The sequence below is a fragment of the Micromonospora sp. NPDC050686 genome (assembly GCF_040654475.1).
In the GTDB taxonomy this organism is placed as follows: Bacteria; Actinomycetota; Actinomycetes; order Mycobacteriales; family Micromonosporaceae; genus Micromonospora.
The window spans coordinates 49,101-69,759 of sequence record NZ_JBFAID010000036.1 but is presented as its reverse complement, the minus strand read 5'-3'; the positions used below and the strand labels follow the sequence as shown (position 1 = coordinate 69,759).

20 protein-coding genes and 3 pseudogenes are annotated in these 20,659 nt (G+C 69.1%); 12 read left to right on the top strand and 11 right to left on the bottom strand.

Features of this window, described 5'->3' with window-relative positions; translation table 11 throughout:
- Positions 1-490: 490 nt before the first annotated feature.
- A complete protein-coding gene (locus AB0H57_RS21840) occupies positions 491-961 on the top strand; it encodes a VOC family protein (RefSeq protein ID WP_357509170.1) in 471 nt (156 codons plus the stop codon).
- Positions 962-1,132: 171 nt separating this feature from the next.
- Here the strand turns inward: AB0H57_RS21840 and AB0H57_RS21835 are convergent, their stop codons facing one another.
- The 8 genes and pseudogenes from AB0H57_RS21835 to AB0H57_RS21800 form a co-directional block, all read right to left on the bottom strand.
- On the bottom strand, positions 1,133-1,519 hold the full coding sequence (locus tag AB0H57_RS21835) for a VOC family protein (RefSeq protein ID WP_357509168.1): 387 nt from the start codon (positions 1,517-1,519) through the stop codon (positions 1,133-1,135).
- A 262-nt stretch (positions 1,520-1,781) separates the two neighbouring features.
- A pseudogene (locus AB0H57_RS21830) lies at positions 1,782-2,110 on the bottom strand (hypothetical protein).
- A 954-nt stretch (positions 2,111-3,064) separates the two neighbouring features.
- Complete coding sequence (locus AB0H57_RS21825) at positions 3,065-4,246, bottom strand: low temperature requirement protein A (protein ID WP_357509166.1); 1,182 nt, start codon at positions 4,244-4,246, stop codon at positions 3,065-3,067.
- A 239-nt stretch (positions 4,247-4,485) separates the two neighbouring features.
- The gene (locus AB0H57_RS21820; protein WP_357509164.1) at positions 4,486-5,202 is read right to left on the bottom strand and encodes a GAF and ANTAR domain-containing protein; all 717 of its coding nucleotides are present in this window, start codon (positions 5,200-5,202) and stop codon (positions 4,486-4,488) included.
- Positions 5,203-5,371: 169 nt separating this feature from the next.
- A complete protein-coding gene (locus AB0H57_RS21815) occupies positions 5,372-5,554 on the bottom strand; it encodes a hypothetical protein (RefSeq protein ID WP_357509174.1) in 183 nt (60 codons plus the stop codon).
- A 25-nt stretch (positions 5,555-5,579) separates the two neighbouring features.
- A pseudogene (locus AB0H57_RS21810) lies at positions 5,580-5,744 on the bottom strand (aldo/keto reductase); the annotation flags it as partial.
- Positions 5,745-5,811: 67 nt separating this feature from the next.
- Positions 5,812-5,925: pseudogene (locus tag AB0H57_RS21805) on the bottom strand (slipin family protein); the annotation flags it as partial.
- Positions 5,922-6,140, bottom strand: coding sequence for a hypothetical protein (locus AB0H57_RS21800; protein ID WP_357509163.1), 219 nt, complete (start codon positions 6,138-6,140; stop codon positions 5,922-5,924). The pseudogene AB0H57_RS21805 and the gene AB0H57_RS21800, both read right to left, overlap by 4 nt.
- Before the next feature lie 865 nt (positions 6,141-7,005).
- On the opposite strand from AB0H57_RS21800, the gene AB0H57_RS21795 reads away from it, so the two are divergent.
- The 4 genes from AB0H57_RS21795 to AB0H57_RS21780 all read left to right on the top strand — a co-directional run bounded on the left by AB0H57_RS21795 (position 7,006) and on the right by AB0H57_RS21780 (position 9,306).
- The gene (locus AB0H57_RS21795) at positions 7,006-7,734 is read left to right on the top strand and encodes a GAF and ANTAR domain-containing protein (RefSeq protein WP_357509161.1); all 729 of its coding nucleotides are present in this window, start codon (positions 7,006-7,008) and stop codon (positions 7,732-7,734) included.
- An 85-nt stretch (positions 7,735-7,819) separates the two neighbouring features.
- Positions 7,820-8,551, top strand: coding sequence for a GAF and ANTAR domain-containing protein (locus AB0H57_RS21790; protein WP_357509159.1), 732 nt, complete (start codon positions 7,820-7,822; stop codon positions 8,549-8,551).
- A 147-nt stretch (positions 8,552-8,698) separates the two neighbouring features.
- A complete protein-coding gene (locus AB0H57_RS21785; protein ID WP_357509157.1) occupies positions 8,699-8,953 on the top strand; it encodes a hypothetical protein in 255 nt (84 codons plus the stop codon).
- The gene (locus tag AB0H57_RS21780) at positions 8,938-9,306 is read left to right on the top strand and encodes a transposase (RefSeq protein WP_357509155.1); all 369 of its coding nucleotides are present in this window, start codon (positions 8,938-8,940) and stop codon (positions 9,304-9,306) included. The genes AB0H57_RS21785 and AB0H57_RS21780 overlap by 16 nt, the downstream gene beginning before the upstream one ends.
- Positions 9,307-9,378: 72 nt before the next feature.
- Here AB0H57_RS21780 and AB0H57_RS21775 read toward each other — a convergent pair whose 3' ends face one another.
- Together AB0H57_RS21775 and AB0H57_RS21770 are read right to left on the bottom strand one after the other, a co-directional pair.
- On the bottom strand, positions 9,379-10,884 hold the full coding sequence (locus AB0H57_RS21775; RefSeq protein WP_357509153.1) for a sugar ABC transporter ATP-binding protein: 1,506 nt from the start codon (positions 10,882-10,884) through the stop codon (positions 9,379-9,381).
- A 73-nt stretch (positions 10,885-10,957) separates the two neighbouring features.
- Positions 10,958-11,794: a DeoR/GlpR family DNA-binding transcription regulator gene (locus AB0H57_RS21770; protein ID WP_357509151.1), complete on the bottom strand. Its 837-nt coding sequence runs from the start codon at positions 11,792-11,794 to the stop codon at positions 10,958-10,960.
- A 260-nt stretch (positions 11,795-12,054) separates the two neighbouring features.
- Between AB0H57_RS21770 and AB0H57_RS21765 the strand changes: the two genes are divergently transcribed.
- From AB0H57_RS21765 to AB0H57_RS21735, 7 genes are all read left to right on the top strand, one after another.
- Complete coding sequence (locus AB0H57_RS21765; protein ID WP_357509149.1) at positions 12,055-14,541, top strand: LamG-like jellyroll fold domain-containing protein; 2,487 nt, start codon at positions 12,055-12,057, stop codon at positions 14,539-14,541.
- A 103-nt stretch (positions 14,542-14,644) separates the two neighbouring features.
- Positions 14,645-15,706 carry an ABC transporter substrate-binding protein gene (locus AB0H57_RS21760; protein ID WP_357509147.1) on the top strand — a complete coding sequence of 354 codons (1,062 nt, stop codon included), beginning with the start codon at positions 14,645-14,647 and terminating at the stop codon, positions 15,704-15,706.
- On the top strand, positions 15,706-17,232 hold the full coding sequence (locus AB0H57_RS21755) for a sugar ABC transporter ATP-binding protein (RefSeq protein WP_357509145.1): 1,527 nt from the start codon (positions 15,706-15,708) through the stop codon (positions 17,230-17,232). Before AB0H57_RS21760 ends, AB0H57_RS21755 begins: the two co-directional genes overlap by 1 nt.
- A complete protein-coding gene (locus tag AB0H57_RS21750) occupies positions 17,225-18,187 on the top strand; it encodes an ABC transporter permease (RefSeq protein WP_357509143.1) in 963 nt (320 codons plus the stop codon). Before AB0H57_RS21755 ends, AB0H57_RS21750 begins: the two co-directional genes overlap by 8 nt.
- Entirely contained in the window at positions 18,184-19,197 is a 1,014-nt protein-coding gene (locus AB0H57_RS21745; RefSeq protein ID WP_357509141.1) for an ABC transporter permease, read from the top strand. The genes AB0H57_RS21750 and AB0H57_RS21745 overlap by 4 nt, the downstream gene beginning before the upstream one ends.
- 136 nt (positions 19,198-19,333) lie before the next feature.
- The gene (locus AB0H57_RS21740) at positions 19,334-19,756 is read left to right on the top strand and encodes a transposase domain-containing protein (RefSeq protein ID WP_357509172.1); all 423 of its coding nucleotides are present in this window, start codon (positions 19,334-19,336) and stop codon (positions 19,754-19,756) included.
- A 61-nt stretch (positions 19,757-19,817) separates the two neighbouring features.
- The gene (locus tag AB0H57_RS21735) at positions 19,818-20,015 is read left to right on the top strand and encodes a hypothetical protein (RefSeq protein ID WP_357509139.1); all 198 of its coding nucleotides are present in this window, start codon (positions 19,818-19,820) and stop codon (positions 20,013-20,015) included.
- Positions 20,016-20,044: 29 nt separating this feature from the next.
- Here AB0H57_RS21735 and AB0H57_RS21730 read toward each other — a convergent pair whose 3' ends face one another.
- Complete coding sequence (locus AB0H57_RS21730) at positions 20,045-20,638, bottom strand: transposase family protein (protein ID WP_357509137.1); 594 nt, start codon at positions 20,636-20,638, stop codon at positions 20,045-20,047.
- Positions 20,639-20,659: the final 21 nt, after the last annotated feature.

Sequence of the window (20,659 nt, the reverse complement as noted above, 5' to 3'; positions counted from 1 at the left end):
CCCGCCGCATAACCACACCAACAACCCCCATCCCGGCTCCGCTGCGCTACGCCGGGATGCTGCCGCCCGTCTCGGCACGGTCATTTTCGGATTAGTGCAGCCATGACATCCCGTAACACGCCCGCTTCAAACTCGTCGGCACGATCTTGCAGGCGGATCTTCCGGCCTCGGTAACCGCGATAGCCAGCACCCATTTCGGAGAGTAGCCAGCCGAATGCGAGGGGTGCCACAGTTTGAAGGATCGGTGTCCAATTCACCCCGTCAGACCATAGTCGACAGATGACCGATGGTCACGATGCCTGACGCTTGGGGTGGGGTGACCAACTCGCCGGCCCGGCCCCGGCTTGCTGGCGGCCTTCGGCCGGCATCAGCCGGGCCGACCGGCCACGCCAGATCATGGGAGGTGAGCCGATCGCGGCTCCGAGTTCCGCTTCAACATCTGAACGACGTGCTTGAGTCTTCCGTTACGTCAGCCTTTACGGTCGGCTGCATGGACGACATCACACCCGAAGTCACGCGTGACATCTACGGCATGCCCGCGTTCGTCACGCTGACGGTTGCGGATCTTGACCGCACCGTCGACTGGTACGTCAACGGGCTTGATTTCATTTCGCTCTTTACGATGCCCGGTCCCGACGGCGTGCCGGCACTGGTCCATCTTCGCCGCTCGCGGTACCAGGACATTCTGGTGCGCAAGGGAGTGCCGCCGGTTGGCGGTGAATGGACCACGAGCTTCATGGCCACCGCCGAGCAGTTGGATACGATTGGCGAGCGCGCCCGGATGCATGGCGGTGGCGTTGTGGACGGACCATCCGACACGCCGTGGAACACTCGCGACCTCCGGCTAACCGACCCGGACGGGTATACGGTCGTCTACACCGCCCGTCGGCCGGCGGGGGAACGTGATGAACGCTTCAACGCGATGATGGAGCGGGAGGCCCGCCGGCAGCTCAGCGACTAAGTGCGTGCCCGATTCGTGCCCGATGCAGAGGACAAGACCGGCCAACAGCGGCACATCGGTGGCCTCAGCCTGAACGCTCCGTGGCTACCTACCAGCTGGCACGGCTGTTCATGGTGTAGATCAATCCGATTCCCAAGCTGAGGTTAGGCACCTACCAAGCTGACAGTGCGCTCAGGCGGGTCCGCGGCTGTCGGCACCTGCGGGCTCCCAGAGCTGGACTACGTTGCCCTCTGGATCTCGTAGGCTGGCGAACCTGCCGTTCGGGTATTCCTCGGGGTCCACCTCGACGTCGATACCCGCACCCCGCAGCTGGGTGACCATTGCGTCCAGGTCGATGACGCGGAAGTTGAGCGACCAGGAGTGTTCAGGACCGCCGAAGTGCTCGGAGTCCGCCGGCATGGCCGCCAGGACGGTTGGTCCGGGCTTCTGCCACCAGGAGGACACGTCGTAGGACTCTGGTGCCAGGTCAACCCCAAGGTGGGTGGCGTACCAGTGGTTGATTCGGTCGGGGTCGTGGGCGCGGAAGAAGACCCCGCCGATGCCCGTCACGCGTTCCACGGTCTCTCCTCGGCTCTAGGCACCGTCCATTTCCTCTGATCATGCCGTGAATCGTCGCAACCAGCGAACAACCTCGCTGGTGGTGGGGGTAGCGTCTCTTGGTCCCGCTTCAATGTCCGGCACCCGGGCTGGGTGACCAACTGGGTGACGACCGAGGCGACCGACGCCGGACGCCCACGGACAATGGTGGACCGTTCGCGCAGGTAAGCCCCGCTGCTCGCCCAGCTCATCGACGGCTGATCATTCGTTCACACAGAAGAGGTCACTCGACGAACGTGCCATCCGGCTTCATGATCTCGTCGCGCACCAGCGGCACGAACGCCGACCAGCCCCCGTCATCCACGGCCACCCTCATGCGGACACGCCCATCGCCATCATCAAGGGCGTAGCTGACCACGCTGTACCGCTTGCCATCCTCGCCGACGACCTGGCGCATGTCCTTGTCGTCGAGCATCGCGCGCCACTCGCCATAGCCGACGCGTCGCCATTCAGCGAGACGTGCATCGGCAAGCCGCGCTGCTAGTTCCTTGTTCAGCCCCACGCATGCAGCCTCTCACCCGGGCGACGGCCGCCCTCGATCGCGTGCCCGATCCGTGTCCGATGCAGAGGCCAACACGACCCAACCCCGGCATCGCGCCGGCCGTAACCCGAACGCTCCGTATTCCTCTACCAGTCAATGCGGTTACTCAACGTGTAGATCAATCCGATCCCCAAGCCCAGCGTGCACACCTGCAAGGATCGCTACGTGACCAGCGAGGACGTTCGGCCCTGCCCCGAGTGCGGGCATGTGCCGCAGGCTCACCCGAGGCCGGGCGATCGGGACCTTTCCATCTGCGCGGCCTGCATCTACGAGGAGGATGAAGGGCTACGCGATGTCGAGGCCATGTGCACGAGGTCGTTCCCGGCGTCGCGGATGGGTGACTAACCGAGTGACGACCGTGACGGACGCCCACGGGCTGTGGAGGACGGTGTAGGACCCTCTTTGCAGCTCAGCGCTCGCCTCATGCCAGCTCACGAGGCCGCGTGTAATGCCTGGCGGTCAAGGATTCGGGGCATTCGTCATCCTGAAGCGCGTCGCCGTAGCGATAGCCGCTCAGGCTGGATGGTCGAGAAGGAACGACCGCGCCGCTGCCTTCAAGGCCGCTACCGCCTCCTCCGCCTGGTCGACCGGCGCGGCCTGGCCGAGGTCGTGGTGGCCCCGTTGGACGAGGCCGCTGCGGAGCAATTGGTGAAGGCCACCGCGACCGCAAGGCCTTTACCCGACCGCCGACAGTGGTGGGCAGCGCAGCCTGAACCAGCATGTACCCCGCCGACGCGACCCCGGTTCCGCCGGCCGTACCACCCTGCCCGCCAAGATCACCCGGAGTCACATGGAGGACTCCTAACACGCTGCTCCGCCCGTCTCCGCAGGCCGATGACCTGCGGTTTTTCGTTTCCTGCCTGCGTGTGCCGGTCACGGGCAGGTGTTGCTGTGATCGCCTGGTGAAGATCAGCCGAGGACCCGACTTCTGATGGGTCGTTGTTCGAGTGGTTCCGCGTGAACCGTTACATGGACGGGCTTGGTTGCTCGGGTGGGTTCCCGCGGGCTCGGATGCTGTCCGCGATGGCAACTCCTGCCAGGACGAGGGTGGCTGTGAGCCCGGCCACCAGTGCGGGGGCGAGCACCAGAGGGGGGCCGGCGACGATCAGCATGAGCAGCGCGACCAGCCGGGACGGTGATACGCGGCTGAACACCTCGTACTCGAAGCGGGCTCGTCCGGCCAGGAACAACGCGGGGCCGCCGAGCATGACGGCGGCCAGCCAGGGTGTGGTGTGGTCGGTGGGGTGGGTGATGACGACTTCGAAGCCGGCGGAGGCGGCGACGACGCCAGCGACCATGAGCAGATGGGTGTTGGGTGCGGCCCGCACGAATCCGCCCGGATCTCGGGAGGATTCGATGGTGGCCTTGAGCAGGGCGCCGGCGCGGTGGACGTAGATCTGCCACAGAAGCACGGTGGCGGCGAAGGCCAGCAGGAGCGCCGCTGTGCGGCCGAGTGTCGTGTCGTTGTCGGCATAGGCCAGGGTGGTGAGGAGAATGAGATCGCCGAGGGCGAGGGTGAAGAATTGCTGGTAGCGCTCCGCCAGGTGGTCGGCTGCCACCGTGTACTGGGAAGTGGGTATCCGCCCGAGCCGGGGCGTGGGGTAGCGGAGCCAGGCTGATCCGTAGTCGATGGCGAGCGCCGCGGTCCACAGCAGGCCCCGCGTTGGTCCTGCCACGAGGCCGCCGGCGAGCCATGGTACGGCGGACACGAGGAACCAGAAGACGAATCGGCTGGGGTGCAGGTGCGCCGCCCGGTCGCGCAGCGTGGCGACGAGGAAGATGCCACGTCCCAGGTGGATCGCCACGTATGCGCCCGCGAAGACCAGGGCATGGTCGGAGAAGGCGTCGGGCAGCGTGCCAGCCATCAGGAGGGTTCCGAGCATGACCCAGAGCGTCATGACGAAGATGGGAGGCCGCTGCGCGTGGTAGAGGTCGGTCACCAGCGCGGTGACGGACCAGACCCACCAGATCGCCAACAACAGCACCACGGTCTGGAAAACCCCGACCCAGTCGAGACGCTGCGCGAGGATTCGTGACGTCACGGCGAGCGCGGCGACGAAGACCAGATCGAGAAACAGTTCCAGCAGGGTTGCCCGCTGCGGTCCCTCGTCCTCCCGGGCCAGCCCTACTGCTCGGTCGGCCGTCATCGGGCTCCCCCCTCCTGACCTCGGAACTTCAGGACTGGTTAGAAGTTTGCGGTGGGGGACGCGGGCCATTTTAGAGGAGTAGCGGAGTCGATACGGCAAAGAAGGCCTTTGTCTCCTGCGTCGGGTTGGCGTACCGCCTGCCGGATGGCCGGAGAATTCCTTCCCTTCGGGGTGTCGCCGTTGCCGCCCCTTCAGCGGGATTCTTGATCAGGGGTGAGGGCCCTGGAAGCCGGACAGGATCAGGACGTTGATGATCTTCGGGCTGCCCGGTCGACGAGGGCCTTTGCCGCGTCGCGGACCTTGCGGTTGGAGTCCTGTGACACCTTGGTCAGGATCGCGAAGGCCTCGGTGGGGGTGCAGTGGCGTTCGGCCATGATGATGCCCTTGGCCTGCTCGATGGCTACGCGGCCGGCCATCGCCTCCTGCATCTGCCGGGCCAGCGTGGTGGTGCTGTCATAGAGGCGCGCGTTGGCCAGGGCGACGGCGGCGTACGCGGCGAAGGTCTCCAGGACCGTGATGGTGTCGTCGTCGAAGGCGTGCGGTGTGCGGGCGTAGACGTTGAGTGCGCCGACGGCCGCCTCCTGTATCGGCAGGCCGATCGACATGTAACTGCCCACTCCCGTCTCCAATCCGCGTTCGGTCCAGTCGGGCCAGCGGTCCTCGGCCGCGAGGTCGGGTACCGGCAGGATGTCGCCGCTGGCGGCGGCGTCCAGGCAGGGACCGCGCCCCTGGGCGTACTGCCGCTCGTTCATGCCGCGGGCCAGGTCATGGGTGGACACCGCGGTGTGCCCGGTCCCGCCACGGACGAGCGTGACCCAGACCTCAACCGGTGTGGGCAGGACGCGTTTGGCGAGTTCGGCGACGTGTTGCAGGACGTCGTCGAGGCCGACCTCGCCGAGATTGATGCCGCTGAGTTCGGCGAAGGCGTCGGCGGGGTCCGTCGGTGGGTGGGTCATGGCATCAGGTCCTCACGGCCGGCGCGCCCGTCGTGAAACCGGAACCGAGGTGGGCGCGCGGGTGGCAGCCCGCGCGTCGCGGGCCGCTGCACGGACCCCGCCGGGGCGGAGCCGGGACCAACGCCGTTGCTCGACGCCGATTCGTCACACCCGACACGGCGGATGTGAACTACAGGACCGTCAGGGTACCCCCGCTTCCGTCGACCCGGCGGCAGCGCACGGGTGCAAAGCGGGCCGGGTTGACGCGCATCCGGGATGGTCCCTGGTCGGCGTGGATGACATCCCGCCAGACGTCGCCGGTGAAACAGTCGTCCGGTGCCTTGCTGGTGTTGGTCTGCTTGGCGAGTTCCATCGGATGCTCCTGCAGAAGGACGGGTTCAGTGGCGGGCGGCGGGTTGCGGTGACGGGCTGCCCCAGCCGTTGCCGGCGGGGTCGAGGGTGATGCCGGGCGCCACGATCTGGTCGATCTGGTCGAGCACGTCGTCGGTGAGCACGACGTCGGCGGCGGCGAGTTGAGATTCGAGATGGTCCATGGTCCGCGGGCAGGCCGGCGCGGCCGATCACCGCGCGCAGCGAGGTCTGCGCGACCTGGGAGACGGCGTACAGGTAGTTCTGCACGTTCACCAGCGCCTTTACCGGGTCGACGACGCGGAAGCACACGACCGCTTCGACGCGTACGGAGACGTTGTCGCGGGTGATGCCGTCCTGAGCGGGCACGCTCATGGTGGTGATCTGAAGGTTGACCTTGCCAGCCGGTCGACCCCGGGGACGATCAGGGTGAGGCCCGGGCCACGGCTACCGTCGCGCACCCGACCGAAACGGAACACCACACCGCGCTCGTACTGCTGGACGACCCGCACCGCTCGGGCGGCGGTGCCGAGACCGATGACGCCGATCGCCACGATCGCGATCGCGATGACTGTCTGCAGAGCGTTCATGAGGGCACTCCGGTCCGGGGAGGGGTTGTGCAGAGGTCACTGACGCGGCAGCCGCCGGTCGGAGGGGTGCTGCCACCCACGTTGTCCCACACCGCGTACGCGTCGGAGCCGATCGCCGCCGCGGCCCGGGGCCCAACCGGTGCGCTGGCCAGGATGTCGGGCGCGCGCCTGAGGTTGGTCGGGTCGGCGGCGGTCACCATCGCCCACTCGGCTGCCGCCCGTGGCGTGGCGGGCGGCACCACCAGCAGGTAACAGCAGGAGCACGAACGCGAACACCACGGCAGCGATCCACACGCCTCCGACCCGTGAGCGCTTCAACGGCCCCCGCGGCATCGCACGAGAGGCATCGGTGCCGCCGTGGCCGTCTAGCGGGAGGAATCGAACATGACTGTTCCGGGGTGCGGTCATCACGAACCGCCGCCTTCCGATGAAGATCTGGCGCGCCTGGACGCCGTGGTGCGCTGGCGGGCCTGGATGATGGCGGGCCTGCGACGGCCTGTCGCGGTCCGACGTGCCGGTGCGAGGGAGGTGCCTGGCCGGGAAAGCGACGGAGATCCGGCGACCTGACCGGTGGATGCGGTGCGGCGGGTGGCCAGCACGGTGACCTCGATCGGTGGGGTGCGTCCGCCAGCGGCGAACTGTCAGCCACCGGGGTCCCGAGCGACACTGCAAGCGTACGCTTCCGCGACCGGCTCGTCAGCCGTCGGAGCCGTCGCAGTCCGGTAGGCCGCCGGTCGCCGCGGCGTCATGCGGGAGTACGTTGTGACCGTCGCCCGGGACCTCGGCGCGGTACGGCAGTGCGTCCGTTCGACTGATCCGGGTCGGAGTCAGCAGTGGGCAAGGACCACCCGGGTGCGGCGATCCGATGACCGCCGATCGTCGGCTGCGGCTGTGGGCTGTTCTCGTCGATGCCGCCCGGGGTGGCGCCGTCGCGGTCGATCATGTCTGCGCGGCGGCGGTGTCGGTCGCGGGCGTCGACTCCGCCGCCGTCGCGGTGACCCTCGACGCCACGCCGCGCGAGCTGGTGTACGCCACGGACCGGGCCGCGTCGGAGCTGGAAGACCTGACCCTGACCCTCGGTGAGGGGCCGTGCGTGGACGCGACCACCGGTGGACCTGTCCTGGTCGCCGATCTGACCGTGCCGGAGTGCCGGAACCGCTGGCCGGTGTTCGCGCCGGCCGCGGTGCTCGCCGGGGCCGGTGCGGTGTTCGCGTTGCCACTACGGGTGGGCGGGATCCGCCTCGGTGTCCTTGACCTCTACCGGGCCCGCGCCGGTGACCTCGGGGCGGAGCAACTGGCCGACGCGCTGGTCCTTGCGGACACGGCATGCGCGGTGCTGCTGGACGACGCGACGCGCCGCGGGGTGGACCTGGATGATGAGTCGTCCGAGCGAGCCGGCCCGCAACACCCCGAGGTGCACCAGGCGACCGGCATGATCATGGTCCAGTTGGAGGTGACCGCGGCGGTGGCGCTCATCCGGTTACGCGCCTACGCGTACTCCCAGGACCGGCGCCTCCGGGAAGTGGCGGCTGACATCGTCGCCCGGCGCCTGCGTCTCGGACCCGCCGGGACACCTGGTGACCGAAATGTGTGAACAAGGGGATCGGCGCCGGGACGGCGCGCGTTAGGACCATCCCGTCGGGCGACCGGTGGAACCACTGATTGACGAGGTGATTGACATGGCCGGGACCTTGCTGGCCGACGTTCTCGTGGAGATGGCCGACACTCTCGTCGACGACTTCGACGTGATCGAGTTCCTGCACGTGCTGACCGAGAGGTGTGTCGAGCTGCTGGGTGTGTCGGCGGCCGGGCTGCTCCTGACCGACCAGCGGGACACGCTGCAGGTGGTCGCCGCCTCCTCCGAACGCACCCGACTGCTGGAGCTGTTTCAGCTCCAGACCGACCAGGGGCCCTGCCTCGACTGCCTCCGTACCGGCCAACCGGTGTCGGTCGCCGACCTGACCCTGACCACTGCCCGATGGTCGGGGTTCACCGCTGCCGCGGCCGAGGTCGGCTTCGCCGCGGTGCATGCCCTGCCCATGCGCCTGCGCTCCGAGGTCATCGGCGCGCTGAACCTCTTCGACGTCCGGCCGGGGGCCCTCGACGAGGACAAGCTCCGCATCGGTCAGGCGCTCGCCGACGTGGCCACCATCGGACTGCTGCAACACCGCGCCATCCACCGGCGCGACATCCTCACCGAACAGCTGCAGACCGCCCTGAACAGCCGTGTCCTCATCGAACAGGCCAAGGGTGTTCTCGCCGAACGCCTACAGGTGGACGTGGGCCAAGCCTTCGCGATCCTGCGTGACGGCGCCCGCAGCCGTAACCGGCGACTGTCCGAACTGTCCCAGGCGATCGTCGACGGCTCCGAGCAGCTCGCGCCGGGACCGGTCGCCAACCGGCCCGGCTGACGACCGGCTCGGCAGCCGAGTCGGCTTCCGAGAGCGCGGCTCCCAGGGGTGTCGGTCGGGGAGGTGACGGCGTACGGTGACGGTGTCGCCTGGGTCCCCGGTGGCCGCCAGTCTCGCCGCCACCAGCCCGTTGAGGGGCGTTCAACCATGGTCACCTCCACCGTGACACCCACGGCCGTTTCGTCCCATCCGACGCCGTATCCCTTAGCCGGGGACAGCGAACAACTGCTGCGTCGACGCGCGGCCCTGGCGCCGGCGGTCAGCGGGACATCCGCCGCCTCGACATTCGGGGTACGGGTCAGGCGGGCCATCGACGTACGCGCGCTCCGTCTGCGGGTGTTCCTCCTGGTGGCCGTCCTGCTTCTGCCGCTGGTGCTCATCACAACGTGTGCCGATCGCTGACCGCGGCGGTCCGGATCGGCGGGTCCCACCGCTTCGGCGCTGGCCACGCTGGCTGCGCCCTGGAGGATCGCAGGTACGTGTCGACGCACGGCCGTGCGGTCTGCTGGGCGGTGGATGTCACCACCGGCCTGTCGGCGCTGCTGCTGACTTTGCTGTGGCGGCGCCAGGTCCAGGTTCGCTACGTCTCCGGCACCGTCGCGTTCCACATGGCCGCTGCGTTCGCCAGGGAGAACAAGACCGACGCCCGCGACGCGGTGATCGCCCAGACGATCCGGATGCGGCCCGACATCCCCGTCCTGGAACCGTCTGATCGGCTCGCCGAGCTGACCGTGCTGACGGGTTCTTCGAGCTGAAGCGAGGCCGGAACCGGCGCCCCGATCGTGGAGTGAGTCCCCCGCCCGGAGGCGGGTGTGGTGGGGCGGCGGTCATCGTGCCGCGAGCAGCGCCAGGATGTTCTTCTCGGCGACGTCCGGGCCGGACAGTTGCCCCGCGACGGCGCCGTCGCGCAGGACCAGGACGCGGTCGCAGGAACCGACGAGTTCCTCCAGGTCGGAGGAGATCAGTAGAACCGCCAGGCCGTCCACCGCGAGGTCGTCGATGAGGTTCTGCACCTCGGACTTGGCGCCGATGTCGATGCCGCGGGTGGGCTCGTCGAGCATGAGCACTCGTGGTTGGGTGGCGAGCCAGCGGGCCAGCATCACCTTCTGCTGGTTGCCGCCGGAGAGTTCCCCGACCGGTTGGTGCGGGCTGGTCGCCTTGATCCGGAGCCGGCGCATGAAGGTCTCGACGATCCGGTCGAGACGGGCCTGGGAGACGATGCCGGCGCGGGAGAGCCGGGGTAGCGCGGCCAGTGCGATGTTGTCGCGTACCGACAGCGGGGCGATGACGCCCTCGGTCGTACGGTTGCTCGGCAGCAGCGCGACGCCGGCGCGGACGGCGCCGGCGATCGAGCGCCGGCGCAGGCGGGAGCCGGAGACGGTCACCTGTCCGGCGTCCAGCGGCAGGGCGCCGGCGATCGCCTTCGCCGTCTCGCTTCGGCCGGCGCCGAGCAGCCCGCTGAGGCCCACCACCTCGCCTGGCCGGAGGTTGATCGACACGCCGCCGAGCACGTGTCGGCGGGTGAGACCGGTGGCCTGCAGGATCGGCGGGTCGGCGGGCTCGGTGGCCACGGCTTCGGGCGGGGTCGTTCCGGGCGCCAGCGGCCGGCCGAGCATCAGCGCCACGAGCCGCATCCGGTCGAGGCCGGCGAGCGGGCCGGTGTGCACCAGCCGGCCGTCGCGCAGCACGGTGACCCGGTCGCAGATCCGCTCGATGTCGGCCAGGCGGTGGCTGACGTAGACGATCGAGCGGCCGTGGTTGCGCAGCGAGTCGAGCATGGCGAGCAGCGGTTCGACCTGGTCGTCGTCCAAGCCGGCGGTGGGCTCGTCGAGGACGACCACCGAAGTGCCGGTGATGACCGCGCGGGCCACGGCGATCAGCTGTCGGGTCCCGGGGTCGAACGACTCGACGGGCTGCCGCACGTCGATCCGCAGGCCACAGCGGGCCATGACGGCGCCGGCTCGGAGGTTCATCGCCGCGACGTCGATGAGGCCGAACCGATGGCGTGGTTCGCGGCCGAGGAACAGGTTGCGGGCGACGCTCATCTGGGGGATGAGATTGGTCTCCTGGTGCACGGCGCCTATCCCGGCGCGTTCGGCATCGCGCGGCGAGGAGAACGACACGGGGACACCGTGCAGTCGAAGCACCCCGGCGTCCGGCCGGTCGATGCCGCAGAGCACCTTTACCAGTGTCGACTTGCCGGCGCCGTTCTCGCCGACGACGGCATGCACCTCGCTCTGGCCGAGTGTGAACGAGACGTGGTCGAGCGCGCGGGTGGCGGGGAACTCGCGGACCACGCCCGCGGCTTCGATCAAGGTGCTCCTGCCTGCCACGGTGCCTCCTCGCAGCGGCCGGTGAGCCGGCTGAGGCGAATGATTGCGTACGGCGGGTGGAAAGGTAAAGAGGTCAGGGACGGGCAAGGTGTAGCCGGACCGCCCGGTTGGCGAGTTCGTCGAGCACGTCGCGGGAGGCGGCGTCGTCGGTCACGAGGTGGTCGATCTCGTCCGTGGGGACGGTCTGCACCATGGTGTCGACGCCGATCTTGGTGTGGTCGGCGAGTACGACGATCTCCTCCGCTGCCGCGGCGAGGGCCCGGTCGACGCTGGCGACCTGCATGTTCGGGGTGGAGACGCCGCGCTCGGCGGTGAGGCCGTTGCCGGAGATGAAGGCCCGGCGCACGCGCAGGCCGGCGAGCGAGCGTTCGGCGGCGCTGCCGACCAGGGCGAGGATGGCCCCGCGCAGCGTGCCGCCGGTGAGCACGACCTCGACTCGCGGCGCGTTGGCCAGCGCCTGGGCCACCAGGAGCGAATTGGTCACGACGGCGAGTTCGGAGTGCCGGGTGAGCTGGTGGGCGAAGAGTTGGGTGGTGGTGCCCGCGCCGACGACGATGGCGTCGCCGTCGGCGACGAGGGATGCCGCGAGCTCGGCGATGGCGGCCTTCTCGGCGGCGGCGACCTGGGCCTTCTGGGCGTACGTCGGCTCCCGGGACAGTGCGCCGGGCAGGGTGGCCAGCGCGCCGGGCAGGGTGGCGCCGCCGTGATGGCGGTTGAGTAGTCCGTCGGCTTCCAGGATGCGTAGGTCGCGTCGGACGGTCACCTCGGAGGACTGCACGGCCTGGGCGATGTCCCGCAGCGAGACCGCGCCGTTGGCGTGCATCAGCTCGAGGATGCGCTGCCGGCGCTCGGCGGCGAACATGGTCCGCCGGCCTTCGGTCGCCGTCCGGGAGTCGTCGCCAGATACCACGCGGTCCTCTCCTTGTGAACGAGTCGGTCGGGATTTGATCGTACTATGTGCCACTCGTCGTCCGACGAGAGCGAGTCTGGATCGTTTCTGATCGGATCTGATCGAACGGTATTGACTTGGGATCGTGACGATGATTGATTGGTTCTCAACGATTTCAGGCAGGCCCCCCACCCGGCCCAGTCGGCGATTCCTCCGGCCCGGCGCCCGGGCGCTGCGGCCTGCCCTCTCACGCCACGCTCGTGAGAAAGGGGCCCTGAACGATGAGAAGAGCAGTCACCGCGCTGGTTGCCGTGGCCTGCGTGGTCGGCGGCGCGCCCGGTGTCGCGCGCGCCGAAGCCACCTGGGAACCCGGCACGCCACCGATCGCCACGCCATGGACCGGCCAGGTGTCACCGGACAACGCGCTTCCCGACTACCCCCGCCCCCAACTGGTCCGTAAGAGGTGGGAGAGCCTCAACGGGGTCTGGCAGTTCGCGGGGGCGCAGGAGGGCGAAACTCCGCCGATCGGCGAACAGCTCAGCGAACGGGTCCTCGTGCCGTACCCGATCGAGTCCGCGCTGTCCGGCATCCAGCGGCACGAGGACCGGATGTGGTACCGGCGTACGTTCGAGGTGCCCGCAAACTGGCAGGTCGGCCGGCACGAACGGCTGCGGCTCAACTTCGGCGCCGTCGACTACGACGCCACGGTCTGGGTCAACGGCGTCCAGGTCGCCACCCACCGCGGCGGCTACGACGGCTTCAGTGTGGACGTCACCGACGTCCTGCGCGGCCGGGGAGCCCAGGATCTGGTGGTCGGCGTCACCGACCTGACGAACAAGACCTGGCAGCCCGTCGGCAAGCAGCGCAACGTGCCCGATCGGGGCATCTTCTACACCTCGTCATCGGGTATCTGGCAGAGCGTGTGGATGGAGCCGGTGCCGGCCGGCCACATCGAGCGGTTGCCGATGACCCCGGACGTGCGTAACGCCAGCCTGCGGCTCACCCCGCAGGTCGCCGGCGGCACCGGCCGTACGGTCGAGGCAGTCGCGTACGCCGGCAGGAAGGTCGTCGGTCGCGCGTCCGGGCCGGCCGGCACCGAGCTGCGCGTCCCGGTGCCGAACCCGCAGCTGTGGTCACCCGACTCGCCGTACCTCTACGACCTGACCGTGCGGGTGCTGGACGGCCCGAAGGAGGTCGACCGGGTCCAGTCCTACTTCGGCATGCGCGAGGTGACCAAGGTCAAGGGCGCCGACGGCAAGCTCCACCTTGCCCTCAACGGCAAGATTTTGTTCAACATGTCCACCCTGGACCAGGGCTTCTGGCCGGACGGTATCCATACCGCGCCCACCGACGAGGCGCTGCGCTTCGACATCGCCGAGACCAAGCGGCTCGGCTTCAACACGATCCGCAAGCACATCAAGGTGGAGCCGGACCGCTGGTACTACTGGGCCGACCGGCTGGGCCTCATGGTGTGGCAGGACATGCCCTCGATGCGTACCGGCGGCACCCCGCCGGTCGACGCGCGGCAGGAGTTCGAGCGGCAGCTCAAGGAGATCGTCGACGAACACCGCAGTTGGACGTCGATCACCGTCTGGGTGCCGTTCAACGAGGGCTGGGGCGAGTGGGACCGCACCGAGACCGGGCGGATCGCGGACGAGCTGCGCGTCCAGGACCCCAGCCGGATGGTCAACGCGCACAGCGGCGTGAACTGCTGCGACTCCAAGGGCGACTCGGGCCGTGGTGACATCATCGACTTCCACCAGTACCTTGGCCCGGCCTCACCGACGCCCAGCGGTGACCGCGTCGCGGTGGACGGCGAGCACGGCGGCCTCGGCCTGAAGGTCCCCGGGCACATGTGGTTCGGCGACGGGCACGGCTACGAGATGACGCCGGACAGCGCCACCCTCACCCGACGGTACGTGGAGAACCAGCGTGACCTGCTGACCGTGGCCAACCGCTGCGGGCTCTCGGGCGGTGTCTACACCCAGACCACCGACGTCGAGCACGAGGTCAACGGCTTCTACACCTACGACCGGCAGGTCCAGAAAATGGACTTCGACCAGGTTCGGGACGTCAACCGGGCTATCGTCCGCTCGGTCGACGGCACCGGCGCGAACGCCCCGCAGCTGCCGCCGGGGACGCCCGGGCTGACCGGAGTGGGCTGGTGGCCGCTGGACGAGGGGGCCGGCACGGCGACCGACGACAAGGCCGGCAACCACGACGGGACCCTGATGAACGGGGCCACCTGGACCACCGGTCGCTCCGGTGCGGCGGTGCAGCTCAACGGGGCGAACCAGTACGTCGACACCGGCACCCCGATCCTGGACACCACCGGCAACTACACCGCGTCGGCCTGGGTGAAGCTGGACAGCCTCGGTGGCTTCGCCACCGCCGTGAGCCAGGACGGCGGCAGCCACAGTGCCTTCTTCCTGCAGTACTCGGGCGCGGACAACCGCTTCGCGTTCAGCTTCGCCGGGGTCCGGGCGCTCGCCCCGACCGCACCGGAGACCGGCCGCTGGTACCACCTGGTCGGCGTGCGCGACGCCGCCGCCGGCACGCTGGCGCTCTACGTCGACGGGCAGCGGGCTGGCACGGCCGGCTCCTGCCTCGGTGAGGCGTCCAGCGGCCCGACCGTCATCGGGCGGGCCAAGTTCAACGGCGGCCCGGTCGACTACTGGCGCGGCGCGATCGACCAGGTGCGGGTCTACGACCGCGCGCTGTCCGCCGCCGAGGTCGGCCAGCTGTATGCCTCCGCGGGCCTGAACTGAGCGGCATCCCGCTCGTCGCCGTCGCCGCCGCGGTGCCCACCGGGGCGGCGACGGCCCCACCCCACCCTGTCAAGTGAGAACCGCCTCGGGAGAGGACATTCCCATGCCCAGGACTGGATTGGTGGCGGTCGCACTGGCCGCCCTGCTCACCACCGCAGCATGCGCCAAGAGCGAGGACACCGGCGACACACCTGCACCGGCCGGCAGCGCGGCTCAGCAGGTCGTGCAGAGCACCGGTGCGACCGGCGCTACCTGCACCTTGCAGAGCTTCGGCGGGCAGAAGTTCGACCTGACGAAGGACGTGGTCGGCTTCTCCCAGTCGGAGAAGGAGGCCAACCCGTTCCGCATCGCCGAAACCAGGTCCATCAAGGACGAGGCCGCCAAGCTGGGCATCGCCAACCTGCGGGTCACCAACGCGCAGTCGCAGTTCTCCAAGCAGATCTCCGACGTGCAGCAACTCATCGCCCAGGGCGCCAAGCTGCTGGTCATCGCGCCGCTGAACTCCGACGGTTGGGAGCCGGTGCTGAGGCAGGCGGCGGAGAAGAAGATCCCGATCATCACCATCGACCGCAAGATCAACGCCCAGCCGTGCACCGACTATCTCACCTTCATCGGGTCCGACTTCCGTGAGCAGGGCAAGCGCGCGGCCGACCAGATGATCCAGGCCCTCGGCGGTCAGGGCGAGGTCGCGATTCTGCTCGGCGCGCCCGGAAACAACGTCACCACCGACCGGACCAAGGGCTTCAAGGATCGGATCCAGGAGAAGGCGCCGAGCATCACCATCTCCTTCGAGCAGACCGGTGAGTTCACTCGGGAGAAGGGCCAGCAGGTCACCGAGCAGCTGATCCAGTCGCGCCCGGGCACCAAGGGCATCTACGCGGAGAACGACGAGATGGCCCTCGGTGCGGTAACGGCGCTCAAGGGCGCGGGCAAGTCTCCCGGCCAGGTCAAGATCGTGTCGGTGGACGGCACCCGTGCCGCCGTGCAGGGCATCGTCGACGGCTGGCTCTCGGCAGTCGTCGAGTCGAACCCGCGCTTCGGGCCGCTAGCCTTCTCCACCACGCAGAAGTTCCTGGACGGCGAGCCGATCCCGGCCACGGTGATCATCAGCGACCAGGAGTACACGACAGCGAACGCCAAGGAGAGCCTGGGAAACGCGTACTGATGGCTGCCGCGGTTCTAGAGGCCCGGGGGATCTCGAAGGAGTTCCCCGGGGTCCTCGCTCTCGACGACGTGTCCTTCCGGCTCGACGAGGGGCAGGTGCACGCCCTGGTCGGTGAGAACGGGGCCGGCAAGTCCACCCTCATCAAGGTCCTCACCGGCGTACACCGGCCGGACCGGGGGGCCCTGCTGCTGCACGGCGAGCCGCTGACCCCCGACAGCCCGCTCGCCGCCCAGCGCGCCGGCATCTCCACCATCTACCAGGAGGTCAACCTCGTCCCGCAGATGAGCCTCGCGCAGAACCTGCTGCTGGGGCGGGAACCGCGCAGCCGGCTCGGGGTCATCGACATGAGCGCGTTGCACGCCGAAGCCGACCGCGTGATGACCCGGTACGGCATCCGTGCCGACGCGCGCCGGCCGCTGCGCTCGCTCGGCATGGGCACCCAGCAGATGGTCGCCCTGGCCCGCGCGGTCTCCATCGAGGCCCGCGTGGTGATCATGGACGAGCCGACCTCGGCCCTGGAACCACGGGAGGTGGACACCCTCTTCGGCGTCATCGCCGACCTGCGGGCCCAGGGCATCTCGGTGATCTACGTGAGCCACCGCCTCGACGAGCTGTACCGCATCTGTGACCGGGTCACCGTGCTGCGCGACGGCAGGGTGGCGCACGCCGGGCCGCTCGACGACCTGCCGCGGGTGGACCTCGTCGCGCTGATGCTCGGCCGCGACCCCGCCGAGATCCGACGGGAGGGCGCCACCAAGTTCTCGGGCGAGCACACCACCGCCGCCAGCGAACCACTCGTGGAGGCCCGTTCGGTGTCCCGTCGGCCCGTCCTGCGCGACGTGTCCGTGCAGGTCCGTCCCGGCGAGGTGGTGGGTCTCGGTGGCCTGCTCGGTGCCGGGCGCAGCGAGACCGCGAAGGTGATCGCAGGCGCTCTCCCGGTCGACGGCGGCACGGTGATCGTGGCCGGACGACAAGTGCGCCGCGGCTCCCCGGCGGCGGCAATCCGGGCCGGCGTCAGCCTCGTCCCGGAGGACCGCAAGGCCGAGGGCATCGTGGCGACCCTTTCCGTGCGGGACAACATCGCGCTGGCCGCCCTACCCCGGCTGTCCCGGTCCGGGCTGGTGTCCGACGCCCGGGTCGACCGGATCGTCGACAGCTTCGTGCGGCGGCTGCGCATCAAGGCCGCCTCGCCCCATCAGAGGGTCTCCGAGCTGTCCGGTGGCAACCAGCAGAAGGTCATGCTGGCCCGGTCGCTGGCCACCGGCGCGAAGGTGCTGCTGCTCGACGAGCCGACGCGGGGCATCGACGTCGGCGCGAAGGCCGAGGTGCAGGCGCTCATCGACGAGTTGGCGGCCGAGGGGCTCGCTGTGCTGCTGATCTCCTCTGACCTGGAGGAACTCGTCGAGGGAGCGGACCGGGTCGTCGTCCTTCGCGAGGGCACCGTCGCGGGCGAACTGAGCGGCGATCAAGTGACCGAAGAAGCGATCATGGCGACGATCGCCGCGACGGGAGACACCGATGGCTGAGATCGCCGCAGCGCCGCGGGCGTGGGGCGGGCGGGTACGCCTGCTCGCCTGGCTGCAGGAATACGGCGTCTACGCGTCGGTGCTCGCGCTCCTGCTCTTCAACGTGGTGTTCACGCCGCATTTCCTGGAGGTGGCAAACTTCCGGACCCAGCTGATCCAGGTGGCCCCGGTCGTGATCACCTCGCTCGGCCTGGCCCTGGTGATCGGCACCGAGGGCATCGACCTCTCCGTCGGCTCGGTGATGGCACTCGCCTCGGCGATCGTTGTCCTCTACCTCGGCTACGGCGCTCCCATCGCGATCATCGCGGCCCTGATCGCCGGCGCGGCCGTCGGGGCGTGCGGCGGCGCCCTGGTGGCGTACGTGGGGGTGCAGCCCATCGTGGCGACACTGGCGCTGCTGGTCGGCGTACGCGGCCTGGCGAACGTGCTGGTGCCGCAGCTCACCGAGTTTCGCAACCCCGCGCTGATCACCCTCGGCAGCCGCTCCGTGCTCGGCCTGCCGCTCGTGGTCGTCATCGCGGCGGCGCTCACCGTGCTGGTGGCGTTCCTGGTCAAGCGCACCACGTTCGGCCGCCAACTGGTGGCCGTCGGCGGCAACCGGGCAGCCAGCCGGCTCTCCGGCCTGCCGGTACGGCGGGTCCTGGTCACCGTCTACGTCATCTCCGGCCTGCTCGCCGCGGTGGCCGGCGTGCTGGCCACGTCCCGGCTGCAGGCCAGCGACCCCACCTCACTGGGCCTGCTGATGGAACTGTCCGCGATCACCGCCGTGGTCGTCGGCGGCACCCCGCTCACCGGCGGTCGGGTCCGCGTCCTCGGCACGGTGATGGGCGCCCTGCTCATCCAGCTCCTGCAGGCCACGCTCATCAAGCACAACCTGCCGCAGTCCTGGACCCAGATGGTCCAGGCGGTCATCATCCTGGCCGCCGTCTACGCCGCCCGAGGGAGGCGCGCATGACCAGCACCATCACCGACGCGGAGACCCGCGCCGACGCGCGGCGCCAGCCGGGCAGGCTACGCCGGGAACGGATCGGGCATCTCCTGCAGCACCATGGCGCGCTCATGGTGCTGGCCGCCACCGTCCTGGTCGGGACCGCCGCCTTCGACTCGTTCGCCACCCCGCAGAACGCCGCGAACATCGTGGTCTCGTCGTCGTTCCTGGCCATCGTCGCGATCGGGATGACCTTCGTCGTCATCAGCGGCGGCATCGACCTCTCCGTCGGCTCGTCGTTCGTGCTCGCCGGCGTGCTGGCCGCCTACGGCTCCCGGTACGGGCTGCTCGTCGCGCTGCTGCTGCCGCTCGCGGTGTGTGGCGCGATCGGGCTGATCCAAGGTCTGATCGTGGCGCGCACCGGCATGGCGCCGTTCATCGTGACCCTTGCCGGCCTGCTCGGCATGCGTGGCCTCATGCTCGCCGTCTCCGACGAGGGGGCCAACACCTACCTGGTACGCAGCGAGGCCTTCAGCGCGCTGGGGCAGGCATCCTTCCTCGGTCTGACCCTGCCGGTCTGGATCACGTTGGGTCTGGTCCTCCTCGGCGGGGTGCTGCTGCAACGCACCGGCTTCGGGCAGAACGTCTATGCCATCGGTGGCAGCGAGGAGGCCGCGGTGCTCATGGGCGTGCCGGTCACCCGGGTCAAGGTGCTCGTCTATCTCATCTCGGGCCTGCTGGCCGGGCTGGCGGGCGCCCTCAACGCTGCCCGCCTCTCCTCCGGCGTCACCATCCTCGGCGTCGGCATGGAACTCGACGTCATCGCCGCCGTGGTGATCGGTGGCACACTCCTCACCGGCGGCGCCGGCGGACTCACCGGCACTATGGCTGGCGTGCTCCTGCTGGGAGTGATCCAGAGCCTGATCAATCAGATCGGCGTGCTCACCTCGTCCTTCCAGCAGGTCGTCAGCGGCGCGTTCCTCGCCCTGGTGGTGGTCATGCAGCGGCTCCTGCACCGGGCGCAGCGGCTGTCCTGAGGGGACTAGCCCCAACGCCGTTCAGCTGGGCGTGGGCGAGGCCGGTCAAGGGGTGTGTTGATCAGAGAGTGAGAAGCCGAGTTCCGGTATCAAGTTTTGTCACTCCAAGACAACCCAGAACCAGGAACTCCGCTTGGTGGATCAGATTGCCATAACCCGGACGGTCACGGTGGCGGTGGGGCCGTTCGCGGCAGGTCACCTCGGTGAGCTGACCCGGCTGTTGCCGTTCGAGATGATCGATGAGGTTCTGACTGCGACCCGACGTACGCAGCGGCGGATCCGGCTGCTGCCCGCCCTGGTCGTGGTCTATCTGTTCATCGCGGGCTGCCTGTTCGCCGATCTCGGCTACCGGCAGGTGTGGTCGAAACTCGTCGCCGGTCTGCATCCGCTGCCGATGCCCGAACCGTCGGGCAGCGCCCTGCGCCAGGCCCGCCAGCGGCTGGGCCCGGCACCCATGCAGGCCTTGTTCGAACTGCTCCGCGACCCGGCGGCTACCAGTGCTGCCACGGTGTGGTGGCGGGGCCTGATGCCGGTCGTCATCGACGGAGTCCTGGACTGAGTGACGGGCGTCGCGGATGTATGGCGCAGACGGCGAGTGGACTCCCGGTGACGTTGCCTCCATGGTCGGCAACCCTTCCTATGTCGTGAATATCGACCCCGGCCTGGCTGTCGCGCACGACCTGGTAATTTCGGAGGAAGAAAGGATTTGCGGCGAACGCGGATTGATCGCCGCGCTTGGCCCAGAACCTTGTCTGCGTAACCTTCTGGCTGTTCTCAAGGGCGCGACCCGAGGGGCTGACAACTCCACCGCCCGTTGAAGTTGTGCGCCTGTGCCGTCGCTGATGCCTCACGCCACGAACTCCAGTGAGGTGATCTCAGCGACTTGCGGGTAGGTACCGATATTCGAAGTGGTCAGGTGTAGAGCCGCGGCGAGGATGTCACCGCTCCCGCGGGGTCCGCTGGTGGTGTGGTGTAGCGCTTTCCAGCGTCCGTGGAGGATGACGAAGCCGCGTTCGCCTTGCCAGCGCGGGCCGCGGAGCAGTCGGTTGGTGGTGCGGTTGGTCAGGGCGAGCCGCCGGCCGTCGGTGGGTTGCTTGACCGGGGTCTTGATGCCGTGACCTGCGCCGTTGTAGCCGGCGTCGGCCAGGGCGGGTAGCTCAAGCTCGGCGGTGGACCAGTTCACCGCGGCGGAGATGCCGTGCTGCTGGGCGCAGGTCAGGTCATGCAGATGCCCGGGCATCGCTTCAGAGGTCCATATCGGCAGCCCGTCCGGGCGCATGATCGCTTGGACGTTCGCGCCGAAGTCGCGATGCTTTTCGGAATACCACGTGTCGATGGTGTCGCCCTTGACGCTGAGCGTGGTCTCCGCGACACGGTCGCAGTCGAACAGTTTGCCGTCCAGGATCACGTACGACCAGCCGTCGTCGGCGACCCGCTGCAACGCCTCGTGCAGATCGGGTGC